This window comes from Prevotella corporis DSM 18810 = JCM 8529 (assembly GCF_000430525.1).
Taxonomy (GTDB): domain Bacteria; phylum Bacteroidota; class Bacteroidia; order Bacteroidales; family Bacteroidaceae; genus Prevotella; species Prevotella corporis.
Map to the genome: position 1 here is coordinate 54,760 of NZ_AUME01000011.1, position 15,105 is coordinate 69,864.

Annotated in this window: 11 protein-coding genes; 9 read left to right on the forward strand and 2 right to left on the reverse strand. The window is 43.3% G+C overall.

Translation table 11 applies throughout. The annotated features are described in order from the left end of the window. Positions 1–39: 39 nt before the first annotated feature. Positions 40–1,383, forward strand: a complete 1,344-nt coding sequence (gene sufD / locus H515_RS0103775; protein ID WP_025875681.1) for a Fe-S cluster assembly protein SufD — start codon at positions 40–42, stop codon at positions 1,381–1,383. Positions 1,384–1,447: 64 nt separating this feature from the next. Continuing rightward, positions 1,448–2,686, forward strand: coding sequence for an aminotransferase class V-fold PLP-dependent enzyme (locus tag H515_RS0103780; protein WP_025875682.1), 1,239 nt, complete (start codon positions 1,448–1,450; stop codon positions 2,684–2,686). 10 nt (positions 2,687–2,696) lie between these two features. On the opposite strand, the gene H515_RS0103785 is transcribed toward H515_RS0103780, so the two are convergent. Then, a complete protein-coding gene (locus tag H515_RS0103785; protein WP_025875683.1) occupies positions 2,697–2,996 on the reverse strand; it encodes a hypothetical protein in 300 nt (99 codons plus the stop codon). 134 nt (positions 2,997–3,130) lie between these two features. Here H515_RS0103785 and H515_RS0103790 point away from each other — a divergent pair, with 134 nt between their 5' ends. The 6 genes from H515_RS0103790 to H515_RS12900 all read left to right on the forward strand — a co-directional run bounded on the left by H515_RS0103790 (position 3,131) and on the right by H515_RS12900 (position 13,363). After that, on the forward strand, positions 3,131–3,733 hold the full coding sequence (locus H515_RS0103790; RefSeq protein WP_025875684.1) for a ribonuclease HII: 603 nt from the start codon (positions 3,131–3,133) through the stop codon (positions 3,731–3,733). A gap of 50 nt (positions 3,734–3,783) precedes the next feature. Beyond that, complete coding sequence (locus H515_RS0103795; protein WP_025875685.1) at positions 3,784–4,707, forward strand: helix-turn-helix transcriptional regulator; 924 nt, start codon at positions 3,784–3,786, stop codon at positions 4,705–4,707. A 929-nt stretch (positions 4,708–5,636) separates the two neighbouring features. Next, positions 5,637–8,618: a SusC/RagA family TonB-linked outer membrane protein gene (locus H515_RS0103805; protein ID WP_028901605.1), complete on the forward strand. Its 2,982-nt coding sequence runs from the start codon at positions 5,637–5,639 to the stop codon at positions 8,616–8,618. A 24-nt stretch (positions 8,619–8,642) separates the two neighbouring features. Further along, positions 8,643–10,160, forward strand: coding sequence for a RagB/SusD family nutrient uptake outer membrane protein (locus H515_RS0103810; protein WP_036890634.1), 1,518 nt, complete (start codon positions 8,643–8,645; stop codon positions 10,158–10,160). 33 nt (positions 10,161–10,193) lie between these two features. After that, the gene (locus tag H515_RS0103815) at positions 10,194–11,126 is read left to right on the forward strand and encodes a Calx-beta domain-containing protein (RefSeq protein ID WP_025875689.1); all 933 of its coding nucleotides are present in this window, start codon (positions 10,194–10,196) and stop codon (positions 11,124–11,126) included. 80 nt (positions 11,127–11,206) lie between these two features. Next, the gene (locus H515_RS12900) at positions 11,207–13,363 is read left to right on the forward strand and encodes a M6 family metalloprotease domain-containing protein (RefSeq protein ID WP_081410115.1); all 2,157 of its coding nucleotides are present in this window, start codon (positions 11,207–11,209) and stop codon (positions 13,361–13,363) included. A 185-nt stretch (positions 13,364–13,548) separates the two neighbouring features. On the opposite strand, the gene H515_RS13705 is transcribed toward H515_RS12900, so the two are convergent. Further along, positions 13,549–14,388 (reverse strand): hypothetical protein, encoded by an 840-nt coding sequence (locus H515_RS13705; RefSeq protein ID WP_154653634.1) that lies wholly within the window; start codon positions 14,386–14,388, stop codon positions 13,549–13,551. Between the two features lie 564 nt (positions 14,389–14,952). On the opposite strand from H515_RS13705, the gene H515_RS13910 reads away from it, so the two are divergent. Further along, positions 14,953–15,105 (forward strand): helix-turn-helix domain-containing protein (locus H515_RS13910; RefSeq protein ID WP_036891644.1); only part of this gene is annotated, 153 nt, incomplete at its 3' end.

Consider the following 15,105-nt stretch of genomic DNA (forward strand, 5'->3'; position numbering starts at 1 on the left):
CCACCAACTCTCAATTCCCAACTTTCAATTCAGTAAACAATGCAAAGCGAAAAACAATATATAGACTTATATGAGGAAAACCGACAGGTGATAATGCGTCATTCTGCCGATGCTTTGAATACGGTGCGCGATAAGGCTTTCGAGGATTTCAAGGCACAGGGATTCCCCACAAGGAAAGCGGAACGCTATAAATACACTGACATTCCTAAACTTTTTGAACCCGATTACGGACTCAATCTGCGCAGGCTCGACTTTCCGGTAAGTCCGTACAACACGTTCAAATGTGACGTTCCCAACCTGAGCACTTCCTTATACTTTGTTGTTAACGACCAGTTCTATACCAAGCAGTTGCCCAAGGCACAGCTTGGCAATGGAATCATTGTCGATAGCCTGAGCAACGCTGCCCGGAATCATCCGGAAATCATAGCGAAACACTATGCCAAGATTGCCGACACGGAGAAGGATGCGCTCACGGCCTTCAACACAATGCTGGCCCAAGACGGCGTGTTCATCTATGTTCCCAAGAACGTCAAGGCCGACCGCACTATCCAAGTGGTCAATATTCTGCGTTCCGATGTCAATCTGATGGTCAACCGTCGTGTGCTCATCATACTTGAGGAGGGTGCCGAGGCAACGATGCTTTTCTGTGACGACACTGCCAACGACCTTGATTTTCTCACCACACAGGTTATAGAGGCTTATGTTGGCGACAATGCCAGTCTCGAATTGAACTGTCTGGAGGAGACCCACACCAAGAATGTGCGTATTTCCAACGTTTATATCGAGCAGCAGCGAAACAGCCGTGTCAACCATAATGTCATCACATTGCACAACGGTATTACGCGCAACAAACTCGATCTCGTGTTCAAGGGTGAAGGCAGCGAGTGCTTTTGCAACGGTTGTGTAATTGCAGACAAGCACCAGCACGTTGACAACAATACGGTTATCGACCACGCAGTAGGGCATTGCACGAGCAACCAACTATATAAATATGTTCTCGACGATCATGCTGTAGGTGCTTTTGCCGGACTGATTCACGTCGAAAAGAATGCGCAGAAAACCCTCTCTCATGAGGTAAACCAAAATCTGTGTGCGGCAAAGACAGCTCATATTTATACCCAACCCATGTTGGAAATCTATGCCGACGATGTGCAGTGCAGCCACGGCTCAACGGTGGGTCAACTCAACGATGCGGCTCTGTTCTATATGGAGCAGCGCGGAATCGATAAGCGTGAGGCAAAGCTCCTTCTTGAGTTTGCTTTCGTCAACGAGGTGATTGACAAGATGGAACTCATCCCGTTGCGCGACCGCCTCCACCATCTTGTCGAGAAACGCTTCCGTGGAGAACTTGACAAATGTGAGTGCTGTCAACTGTGCAGATAGTTTCCTAATACTGGTCTCCCTCAATCTGGTGATTGAATAGGGAGACTTCCCATTTCTTATAAATATGTACGATATAAATTCCATCCGCAAGGATTTCCCGATTCTCTCACGCACCGTCTACGATAAGCCTTTGGTTTATCTCGACAATGCCGCCACCACCCAGAAGCCTCTCTGTGTGCTCGATGCCATGAGAGATGAATATCTGAATGTCAATGCCAATGTGCATCGTGGCATTCATTGGATGTCGCAACAGGCCACCGACCTCCATGAGGCAGCCCGCGAAACAGTGCGTAAGTTTATCAATGCCCGCTCCACAGCTGAAGTTGTGTTCACGCGCGGCACGACAGAAAGTTTGAATCTCGTTGCATCAAGCTTCGTCGAAGGATTCATGAAACCTGGCGACGAAGTGTTGGTGTCGAATGTCGAGCACCATTCCAACATCGTCCCATGGCAGATATTGGCCCATCGCAGAGGCATCGTGCTGAAAGTCATCCCCGTCTCCGATGAGGGAGTACTGGACATGGAGGCCTACAGTCGGCTGCTGACCGACAAAACCAAACTTGTCAGCGTAGCCCATGTGAGCAATGTTCTCGGAACCATCAACCCCGTCAGGGAAATCATCAAGCAGGCCCATGAACGTGGAATACCTGTAATGCTGGACGGAGCGCAGAGCGTGCCGCATTTCAAGGTGGATGTTCAGGATTTGGATTGTGAGTTTATGGCATTCAGCGGACATAAGGTTTACGGTCCAACTGGCATTGGCATTCTCTATGGCAAGGAAGAATGGCTCGACAAGCTGCCACCGTATCAGGGTGGGGGCGAGATGATAGAGACCGTCAGCTTCAGCGGCACGACTTTCGAGCGCCCGCCGTTGAAATTCGAGGCTGGTACACCCGATTATGTGGCAACCCACGGATTGGGCACGGCCATCGACTATGTTACCAAACTCGGTATCGAAAACATACAGCGTCACGAACAGGAACTCACACGCTATGCCATCCGACAGATGCGTGCCATTCCAGACATCCGTTTCTTCGGCATCTCCAATTCGGCAGACGCACCAGAGACGGAAGACCACGATGCGGTGGTAAGTTTCTTGGTAGGCGATATCCATCCCATGGACCTCGGAACATTGCTCGACCAACTTGGTATTGCCGTGCGGACGGGCCATCATTGTGCGCAACCGCTGATGGAACGATTCGGCATTCCAGGCACAGTAAGAGCCTCGTTTGCACTTTACAATACAAAGGAGGAAATCGACAAACTTGTTGCTGGTATCCAGCGAGTGGTGAAGATGTTTTGAAACCTGTCTGTCAGACACCTGTTTTCTTGCACCTATACACGCTGACGGCAAACCACGCAGCAAAAATGGCCTTAGCCAGCATGACATCCGTGCTTGTGAAGAGCGCCAGCACGAAAGCCAGCTGTGCTTGGGTGATGGAGGAGGCCTGTCGGTAGCTCACTTCTTTCTCCAGCACAGTGCTGTAGTAGCGTCGTAGCCATTCAGCGGGGGCTTTTGTCCAGTTGCTGACTAATTTGATACCTGAAGCCCAGTTGGAAGCCTCTGCTCTCATGCGATTGTCTGTTGCCAAAAGCGTCATTTCCTTTTTCATATCCTATAGTTTTGATTGTTTCTTGACTCTGGGGACAAAAGTAGAATGTAATAATGCACAATAAGTTCACTCGTGTAAATTTATTTGTTATATAAGATTAATTTTTTGGCAATTCATCCTTAAATAATGAATATATGTTAAAAAGCTGTCATTATAAAAATCAGGTAGAAGCAGGTTGCGACGAGGCAGGACGTGGGTGTCTTGCTGGCAGCGTCTATGCGGCAGCTGTTATTTTTCCACCCGATTACACCAATGACATGCTCAACGATTCAAAGCAGTTGTCGCCCAAAAAGCGTTATGCCTTGCGGACGGTCATCGAGCGCGACGCACTTGCATGGGCAGTTGGGGTGGTGACTCCAGAGGAAATCGACAAGATCAATATTCTCAATGCGAGCATTCTTGCCATGCACAGGGCGCTCGACCAGTTGACACTCCGTCCGGAGGCGGTCATCGTTGATGGAAACCGATTCAAGCCCTACCATGAATTGCCTTACACGACGGTTGTCAAGGGCGATGGGAAATACCTGTCAATAGCTGCTGCCTCCATTCTCGCCAAGACCTATCGAGACGATTACATGGACGCTTTGGCACAAGAATATCCCCAATACGATTGGCTATCCAACAAGGGATACCCGACACAAAAGCATCGGACGGCCATCAAGACTCATGGCATCACGCCCTATCATCGGCGTTCGTTCACCCTTCTCCCTCCCGAAGAGCTCACCTTCGATTTCTGAGCATCAACACAAATATGAATCTTGACAACACCGACCCACCACAATCAAACATGCGCTTCGACAAACTTAAATCTCAATTGGAACTCATTCTCCTGCTGTCTAATCCGCGGGGCTACACGGTTGCAGAACTGTGCGACAAGCTGAATGTCTCAAGGCGAAACCTTTACTACCTGCTCGATTTCCTAAAGCATGCGGGCATGATTCTTTTCAAACAGGACAATTATTACCACATCGACCCCCGCTCGCCGTTTTTCAGTCAGTTGCAGACGAATCTACAGTTCTCCGATACGGAGATGCGCACCATCTACAGTCTGTTGCTCATGGCAGGAAACACAAATGAGACAGTCAACCAGCTTCGAAACAAGATAGACCATGCCTACAATTTCTCGCTTCAAATGGATAGTCCGTCGCGGCGACACCTTAATAATATAGTAAAAACCATCAGCCGGGCCATCGCAACCAAACGAATGGTGCGCTTCATCGGCTATTCGAGCCCTCACAGTCAGACCGTGAGAGATCGAATCGTGGAACCCTTCTACCTGATGAACAACCATCAGGACGTGCGGTGTCATGAAATTGAGTCAGGTATGAACAAGACCTACCGCATCAATCGCATGGACCGCATCGAAGTTTTGGACACCCCTTGGATTCATGAGGACAAGCATAGGCAGATATTCACCGACATATTCATGTTCAGTGGCGAGGAACGCTACAGGGTCAGACTGCTGATGGGGCAGTTGGCACACAATCTTTTCATTGAGGAGTACCCACAGGGGGCAAAGAATATAGTAGTGGCCGACGACACCCATTGGGAACTCGATATAGAGATTTGCGACAATCGCGGACTGGGACGTTTTGTTCTCGGACTTTTCACCGATATTGAAATCGTCGAGGGCGATTCGTTCAGACAGTACATCCATCAGCAACTGGAACTGATGACGCAGCACATGAGGCCCGATTCGGCTGGAGAGTGAAGCCGATGGATGGCCGATGCTACGACATCGGCGGCTTTCGCACGACCGCTATGATGACGAAAAATCTTTACAACAGTCACAAAATCTTGGCGATATTTGTAAAATAAACAATGGTCGGTTTCATTTGGCTGAATTTTAGACAACTTACTAAATAATTGATAAACATACTGTTGCGGATAAGATGCTGGTTTTGTGCTCAGCCAAAAATAGATATCCGACCGCCTTTTCGCTCGTAAAAGCTCATCTTCGGTCATACCATAGCTGCCCATTGGTGCGGTGAAAGGTCAGACATCGCATTGCGAAAGCTCACCTATTGCAACGGAAATCTCTTTTTGGGGGCAGAAAAGAGGCCCTATCCCGTATTCCCATGCCCCATTATTGACGTTTTGTTGCTGGAACTGCCAAGTCTCAAATGTTAAAATCCCGGTGTTTTTTTGACAAAAAATATCATTCCAGCCGCCAGTAATCATGTTGGGGACGACCAACATCCACACTATATATAATAAGGTGTAAGTACACCTAAGAAAAACAATGCCTTTCAGTCAGTTCGTGACATCTTGCTTTTCAGTGTATATGTAAGTCGTCAACATGGATTGCAAAGCTGCAACCCAGTATCGTTTTTTAGCTCAATTTCAGCGGTATCAAACTAAAGTCGTAGGGTGCTGAAAATGGAATACTTAATAATGATGTCATGTCAATGCAGCCAATCGATAATGAGCCTCGTTTTGTTAATGTGTGTGAAAATACAGGCTGTTTCATTAATTTTATTTGTTTTGTTAATATTGATACATTATCTTTGCATTTATGTTAAAGTATGAAAGCATCTTTCAACCTTTGATAAGACTATGAGAAATAGCATTAAACCTACCTTTATTAAGTAAAAAAATTAAGGACAAATATATAATTAATTTTAAAAAGAGAGAGATTTTATGGAAAAAAGACTAACAATGTTTCTCGCCTGCTTATTCCTGAGCTTAGGAATGGCAATGGCTCAAACACAGATTAGCGGTACTGTAGTTTCTTCCGAGGACGGCTTACCGATAATCGGTGCATCTGTTATGGTAGATGGAACAAAAAACGGAACAGCGACCGACATGGATGGTAAGTTCACCTTGTCAGCTCCTGCAGGTTCTAAGATTACCGTTTCTTACATCGGTATGAAACCTAAGACGCTGAATGCTTCCGCACACATGAAAATTGTTCTTGACCCAGATCATACAACGATTGAAGAAGTAGTGGTTACGGGTTATGGTTCTGCCAAGAAGTTGGGTTCAGTCGTTGGTGCGGTAGCAACGGTAAGTAATGAAAAACTTCAAAAATCCGTTACACCTAACTTTACCGATGCTTTGTCCGGACAAGTTTCAGGACTTTCTGTCTTGTCGGCTACTGGAGAACCTTCTGCATCTGCAACGATTCGTCTTCGTGGTGTGAACTCAATCAATTCAAGTAACACTCCGTTGTTCATTCTTGACGGTGCACCTATTTCTTCATCAATGTTCAATACATTGAACCCTTCGGATATTGCAAATATCACAGTCTTGAAAGATGCTTCTTCAACTGCTATTTACGGTTCGCGTGCTGCCAATGGCGTTATCGTGATTACCAGCCGCAGAGGAAAGTATGACGAAAAAGCTAACTTGACGCTTCGCGCACAATACGGTATTTCAAGCCCGATTGCTGATAAAATTGAGATGATGAATTCTCAGCAATACGTTGAGTTCCGCGACAAGATAGGACAGCCGGTTTCTGATGAAATTAAGAACTTGGTTAATAAATATGGATTCAACACCAATTGGCGCGACCAAATTTTTAACAACAGCGCACCTACATATACTTTGGATGCTACAATGACCGGTGGTGGTAAGACTTTCTCTTATTACTTGTCATTCAATCATCATAGTCAAGATGGTATTGTAGCTCAATCAGGCATGCGCCGTGAGTCATTAAGAGCAAACATTGATGCTCGATTGAATGATTGGTTCAAGGTAGGCTTCCAGTCAAACTTTGGTATTAACCATTGGGAGTCTAACGCAGAAGCCGGTTCAGATGGTATTTATGGTACGAACCCAATGGTGTTCTCACGTCAGGCATTTCCTTTTGACGTGCCAAACTATTATCATTTCGACACCGATGGCAAATTGGTATGGGACGGACCTGCTGATGTCTTGAAATATGGCGACAACTTGACTCCCGACTTCGTAAACAGATATCGTAGCACTAAGCGTATGCGCGTAACTGCTAACTTCAATATCTACGAACAACTCACTCCTATAAAGGGTTTAACCTTGCGTGCGCAACAGGCTTTGGATGCTTACGACTATACATTGTCTAACCAATGGCAACCTTACGATGCTTTCACAACACCGATGGGAAGTCCGGTCGATAAGCAGGAAGGTTCTTCACAGGAAAGCTTCTCTCGTTACTATTCATTTACTTTGTCTCATACGGCAGAATACAAACACAACTTCGGCTTGCACGGACTTACTGTTTTGCTTGGTGAAGAAACAATCTTGTCAAAGAGCAAAGGCTTTGGAGTTTTCACGAAAGGTCAAACAGACCCACGTCAGCTCCGCCTCACCGATGCAACGAGTGTTAAACCAAGTAATCTTAGAGATTCTCGTGCTGAAGAAGTTTTCAACTCTTTGTTTGGAACTCTTGATTACAATTATGCAGAGAAATATTATCTTAACTTCTCTTACCGTGCTGATGGTAGCTCTCGCTTCGCTCCCGATACACGCTGGGGTAATTTCTACTCTTTAGGTGCAATGTGGAATGCCAAGAAAGAAAGTTTCTTGAATAAAGTAAGCTGGCTTGACGCATTGGAACTCCGTATCAGTTATGGTACTACGGGTAATGCTTCCGGTGCCGGAAGTTACGATTACTTCGGTCTTTTGGGAACAGGAGCATTGTATAACGGTCAGTCCTCTTTAGGTATTTCAACTCCAAGCAACTATGCTCTGACATGGGAAAAAGTTGCCGAACTTAATGGTGGCTTCTCTGCAAGAGTATTCAATCGCCTTTCTTTGGGCTTCGATGTCTATCATAAGAAGACTTCCGACATGCTGATGAGCATTCCTTATTCTTATACAACAGGATTTGGTGATGGACCCGGTAATATCGGTTCAATGAAAAATACCGGATTTGATTTTGACTTCACCCTTGACCTCATGAAGACTAAGGATATTCTTTGGACATTCAAAGCTAATGTGAACTACAATAAGAATGAGATTACTGAACTTTTTGCCGGTCGTGATTCTTATGTAATCAATGGAACAGGTGTAAAACTTCAAGTTGGTAAGCCTTATGGTGAGTTCTTCTATGTTAGAAATGCAGGCGTAGATCCAGCTGACGGTCATCCGATGTGGCTTGACGCAAATGGTAATTTAACTAAAGAATTTAATGAAGTTGAAGATGCCGTATTCACAGGAAAACAGCGTTATGCTCCTTGGAGTGGAGGTTTTGGAACTTCTTTCCAATACAAAAACCTTTCAATTTCAGCAGACTTTGCTTGGCAGGCTGATAAGTATATGATTAATAACGATAACTTCTTTATTAAGAATGTACGCTTTGCCAATCGTTGGAACCAATCTACCGATATGTTGAACGTATGGACGAAACCTGGACAGATTACCGATATCCCTGCAACGGGTTACGGATCTGAATTTGATACACGTCTGTTGGAAAACGCTTCTTTCCTTCGTTTGAAGAATCTGACAATCCAATACGTATTGCCACAGAAGTGGATTAACGGAACTCGTATCTTGAAATCAGCTAAGATCTTTGGTATAGCTCGTAACCTCTTTACGATTACTCAGTTCTCTGGATATGATCCAGAACCTGATATCAACCTTGTGAGATTTAACTACCCGAATACACGTCAGTTTGTATTGGGTGTAGAAGCTACTTTCTAATAAATTAAAATGAAGATTACAACAATGAAGAAAAAAATATTATTTTCTATAATGCTCCTTTGTGCAGGTATGTTTACATCCTGCTCAATGGACAAGGAGCCCTACGGCGCTTTGAATGAAAAGACTGCAATTCAGAGTATGCAGGATATCGGTCGATTGCGATTAGGTATCTACACGGCTTTGAGAGGTTTGACAAGTGGAGGCTGGATTTATTATCAGGATCTTCAGATGGATGAGTTCCATGGCTTGATTAGCAATGGAAATAGAAACGGACAAGTTTCTGCCGGACAGATTTTGGCTTCAAACGACGATATTGAAGGCTTCTTCGCGTCATCCTATTCAGAAATAGGAAATGCTAACTACATTATGCAAAAGGTAGAAGATGTTTCTAAAATTGAAGGACTTACAGAAGCTGATAAGGTTACTTTGAAAAAGTACGACTCAGAGGCTCATTTCCTTCGTGCATATTGCTATTTCTTCCTTGCAGAGCACTTCTGTCAGCCTTATGCAGAGAATAGCAAAGCGTTAGGTTTACCTATTGTGACAAAGTTCAACCCCACGGGTGATGTTGCATCTTATCCGGCTCGTAGCTCAATGGATGAAACCTATAAATTGATAGAAGAAGATTTGAAGATCGCTTACGATGGTCTTAAAGCCTATGAACAGGTGAACGCTGATCAGGTTAAACCGATGGCAGTAGAACTCTCCAGCTACGCAGTAGCAGCTCTTCAGGCTCGTGTTGCTCTTTACAAAGGCGATTATCCAACGGCTTTAGCTAAATCTAAAGAGATTATTTCTTCTGGGAAATATAAGTTGACAAAACCGGAAAATGTGAAATCGCTTTGGACTGAAGATAACTCTACGGAGATAATATTCCGTCCATTCAGAAGTAAAGATGAGTTAGGTTCATCAACTGCTGTTCCATATATCAGTGGTGATAATAAATCCAGTGCGGATTACATTCCAACTTACGAGGTTTTGGCTCGTTATGGAGAAGGCGATGTTCGCTTCGCAGCTTATTTCGAGCAATGGAAATTGGATATTGAAGGTGCTAAATACGACGCATTTGTCTTGAATAAGTATCCGGGTAACAAGAACCTTTGGACAACAACAAAAAATAATTATGTGAATATGTCTAAGCCTTTCCGTTTAGGTGAAATATTCTTGATTGCAGCGGAAGCTGCAGCCAAAACAGGTAACGAAGCAGAAGCCAACCATTATCTGAATTCAATTCGTTATTCAAGAATCAAAAATTACGACTTGACATCAAGTGTTGGAGAAACATTGCTCAATTATATTTATGAGGAGCGTGCAAAAGAGTTATTTGGTGAGGGCTTTAGATTCTACGATTTGAAACGCTTGCACAGAGGATTTAAGCGTTATGCTTCACACGAGGAAAATTCTAAGTTGGATGGTGTCGTAGTTAATAATACGAAGTCAGTTACTTACGCAATTGACGATTATCGCTATACATGGCCTATCCCGAAAGCAGAGTTGGATGCTAATCCACAGTTAAGAAGTCAGCAGAATCCTGGCTATTAAATAAAGTTTTTATTCCAAATAGAGTAATAAAATATGAAATATCTGAAATTATTTTTATTAGTCGCTCTGGTAGGCTGTTTTGCAGCCTGCTCAGATGACGAAGAATCAGTTAACACATCTGATGTTACAGTCGGTTTTGAGAAGTCCGAACTGATTGTAAAAGAGAATATGGGTACAGTAAAAGTGCCTATAGCAATTACAGGAAGAATCAATGGTCGTGTTTCTGTGGAAATTGCAACAGCTGAATCCAAACAGAATCCGGCTAAAGAAGGCGAGCATTATCGTATAGTTGATAAGACCCTGACTATGTTGGCTGCCAATGATACAACAGCACAGGCAAAACTAAATATTGAGTTGGAATTGTTAGATGACGAAGTTATCAATGACGATCGTGAATTTGACATGACCATCACCTCAATACAGGGTGGCACGCTTTCAACCAAAACCCTTCATGTAATTATTCGCGACAATGATGCTTCTTTCTATGAGAAGTTCTTTGGTAAATGGATACTCAAAGGAATGGAACAGACAGCTAATACGCCAAAAGGACAATATGTACCATTTGAAAGAGAAGTTACAATCTCCGGACCGGCTGATGAATCTGATCCAGAATATAATAAGTACTTGACAGTTTCTGCTCCGGCTTTCTTAAATCTTGGTGCTGATTTGAACTTCACTTGGAAATATGCTTACACCTTTGATAAGAGTAAGAAAACCGGAACGTTGTCTCTTGTTCAAGGTAAAGAGGTTTCTAATTTCAATAACAAGTATTCTTGGGTGTTCTTATGTCAGAATGACTTCACCGACGTTTGGAAACTCAGTTCTGATAATAAACTACCCAATACGATTACATTGGATGGAAGTCAAGTGATTTATCTCTACGGAGGTGAAATTTCAGCTAACGATCCCGGTGCATGGGCTTTATATAAGTTTGAGTCTCTGACAAGGGTTGTCGGTAAGAAATAATTTTATCTTTCTAAGATTTAGGGAGAACATTTGCTTGTTCTCCCTAATTTAGATTATAAACATTGCTAAACTAACGTTTTATGAAATATTTATTTTCTTTTTTGTTCGCTCTGCTATTTTCTGTATCTTCTTTTGCCGAACCCGCATGGCCTGGGCTTTGGCGTACAGTGAAACTTCAGAACGGAAAGCTCATAAAGGTTGAGCTGAAAGGCGATGAGCACATGCATTATTGGCAGTCTGAAGACGGAACAAAATATGTTTTGAATTCCAACAACATTGCTGAAAAGGCAGACATGGACCTACTGATTGCCAATGCAAGACGTAGTTTGTCTCTTGCAGGTACAAGAGTATCTCCTTTCGATGAAGCCACCTGTCGTCGTACCCGCTCTCTTAAGTCTGCACGTAAAGCCGGTAGATTTGAGGGTAAAAAGAAAGGCCTGATTATATTGGCTCAGTTCTCAGATAAATCATTCTCATTATCTAATCCTCAGGAATATTATAATCGTATGGCAAATGAGCCTGGTTTTAGCGATGGTGGATCCTATGGTAGTGTTCATGATTATTTCCATGATCAAAGTGACGGTAAATTTAACTTGGAATATGATGTTGTAGGTCCGGTTACCTTAGGTTCTTATGCTACTTACGGTGGTAATGATGCAAATGGACATGATGCCAACCCTGCTCTAATGATTCAGTTAGCTTGTCAAAAGGCAAATGAGTCGTTTCCAGGCAAGTTGCATTGGGCTGATTATGATTGGGATGGTGATGGCAAAGTAGAACAGGTTTTTGTTATTTATGCAGGTCGTGGCGAAGCCAGTGGTGGAGATCCTGATACAGTTTGGCCTCACAAAAGTACCCTTAAACGTCAAGGCTCAAATGACATGACCTTGCATTTTGATGGTAAAGAAGTTGCTGTCTATGCTTGTTCCAACGAGATGTTGACCGAAACAACCTTGGCAGGTATAGGAACAATTTGTCATGAATTCTCTCATTGTTTAGGTTTCCCCGACTTATATGATATAGATTACGAAGATAATGGTAGAAATCCCGGTGCAGGAGGTTGGGATTTGATGGATAATGGAAATCATAATAAGAACGGATTCTGCCCTGCTGGTTATTCAAGTTATGAAAAGATCACTGCTGGTTGGTTAGAACCAATAGAGTTGTCAGCTACGCAGAAGATAGAGAACTTAAAGCCTTTGTCACAAAAAGGGGAAGCTTATGTGGTGTTAAACAAGGCACACGATTTAGAGTTCTTCTTATTGGAGAACCGCCAACCAATTAAATGGGATTCCGGTCTGCCCGGGCGTGGACTACTCATTTGGCACATGGATTTTGATGCTGATATTTGGGCAAATAACAAGCCCAATACCACAGGCCCATATTGGACCAACTCAGGAACCAAGAATAATGATCACCAACGTTTGGTACCCATTCCGGCCGGTGGCAGTATATCTAACTATCGGACAATGGCCTTTCCTCAGGGTTCTGCAAATAGTTTAACGAATAATACTAATTATCCTGGTCAGGATCTCTACAATCCAAATTCCGATGGTACGCATAAAATGAATGTGTTGATACAAAATATCACCCAGAACGATGATCAGACAGTATCTTTCTCCTTTGGTTTGTACGAGTCCGGATCGGTAGGTAACAATGTGGCATTCTACGAGTCTTTTAACAAATGCTCCGGAAAGGGTGGTAACGATGGTGCTTGGAATGGTTTGATAAATCAGATGGGAACAACGGCACATTTCCATCCTGATGTTGAAGGCTGGTCAAGTACTAAGACTGGTGGAGCCTCTCAGTGTGGCTTGTTTGCATCCGAAGTTACAAGTCCTGAAATAGACTTGTCCGGCGATTATGATTTTTCATTTGTTAGTGGTCCTTTTGGCAACCAGGATGCAACGCTTTCGATAGAAATATTGGGCAATGCTTCTGTCAATCCAACATCATTCAATATTGCTGCAAATAAGTTCAACGAGTGTAAAGCAAAGGTAAAGGCTTCGGGGAAATTTAAGATTAAGTTCAAGTCTTCTTCATCTTATCTTTTCCTTGATGAAGTGAAAATTGCCAAAAAAGTTGATGACGGAATTAAGGCAATTAACGATGCGAATGTAGGTCGCCAATCTTACAATAATCGCATCTATTCATTGAATGGTGTCTTTATGGGCACAGACATCACGAAACTTCCTCATGGCGTTTATATCGTTAATGGAAAGAAATTCGTGAAGTAAGAACAAGCGGTCTGATGACATCATGAATAAGATTTAGGACAAACCTTTGAGAACCTACGATGAAAACGCATGTGTAAAAATATTTTTTATCCATGTATTTTCTCTCTCGAATGTAGAGGCCGGCTAGTGATAGTCGGCCTCATGTCTTTTCTATCAAGTGGTTTCGATAGGGATAATGGGTCTTTTTATTTCACCATTATCTTTCTTGTGCTTCCCTTATTCGTGCGCACGATGTTGATTCCGCGCTGCATTTGGTCAATCCGTCTGCCCGATGTGTTGTAGATGGCCTCGATCACGATGTCGTCTTTTGCCTTAGTAGCCTCGATACCAGCTGACTTGTCAGGCTTGATGGAAACATATCTCTTCATAACGATGTCACCGTTGTAGCAGACAGCGTGATAGTCACTATTAAATTCAGCATTCAACGGGCTTTTAATTTGGCAACCCGTAAGTGTGAAAGCACTGAGCGATGATATAGAACCGTAGTTACCGTATGCATAAACCGTGGCATGCTCGATAGCAATTTTTTCATTCTTGTTACCCATAACACCTGTCAGCCCCCAAAGTCCCTTGGCGTCAACCGTGCATTTACTGATGGTTAGCTGACTGTCGTAACCTGTGAATATCGCACTCTGTTGGGAAGTTTCGACCTTTACGGAGTCGCCTGTGATTGTCATCCCTCCATTCATGTCGTTGTAGATGCCAGAGGCATAGTAGGTCTTGATAAGGTTGTTTCCCATGAATTTGATTGTCAGTCCGTTGATTCCGCTTCTGATTCCTTTGATATCATTCTCTGCCTCGATGGAAACGTTGGTGAGGGTGAGTGTCATTGAGGATGCATCGAAAGCCACGCTCCCGCTTTTCAGCCATGCTCCAGTGATGTTGGCTGCGTTATCAGTCGTCACTTGGGTACCCCCGACATAAAGTTCATACCTTGTTTGCGCCTTCATGCTCGTTGGCAGCAGCAGTAATGCTACCATAGAGAGACACGACAAAATTCTGTTTGTAGTAATTTTCTTTTTCATATGCATTTGTTTATTAAGTGAAGAAATTGTTACGTAGGTCTTCAGAATTAGAAAGTATCTACCCGTTTCTTTTGTTTCGGCTTTGATTTAGCCACTCTCTTCATTGGTTTTTCATGTCGTTTTACAGTCTTTCATCTGTCGCTTATCCTGTTTTGTTTCCGTTTTCGACGGCAAGCAACAGGATAACAAATGTAAACACGTTGGCAATCAATTTTGAACACCTATTTTATGTTCTACCTTGCAAATATAAGGTATTGTCCTCAAATGAGCAAATATTTATCAATAATAACTTTATCTGTCTGTCTCTAATTTTCGTACGCCATAAACAGCCTTTTGGTTATATTTCTGCTACTCTTGGTTTGATTCTTGCAAACTTAGCTATTGTTACGTGCAAGTTCCAAAACGAAGTGCAATAAAAGAGTAGCCCTCGCCGAGAGATGCAGACGTTCTCGAAGCGTAGCGAGAGGTTGTCTGCATCTCTCGGCGAGGAAAAAAACAACCAGCAATACAAATAAAAAAAGGGAGACCGCTGTCTCCCAAAGATTAACTAACTTTGTATTGCAAATGTATCATCAATTAATCTCGGAGCAAAGGTCGCAAATTTTCGCCTTACTTCAAAAGAAAACAGGGAGAAAAGAGATTGCCGCAATCGTCGGCATCAGTCAGTCAACACTATCACGTGAAATCAAACGCAACAGCACGCCATCGGGAAAGTAT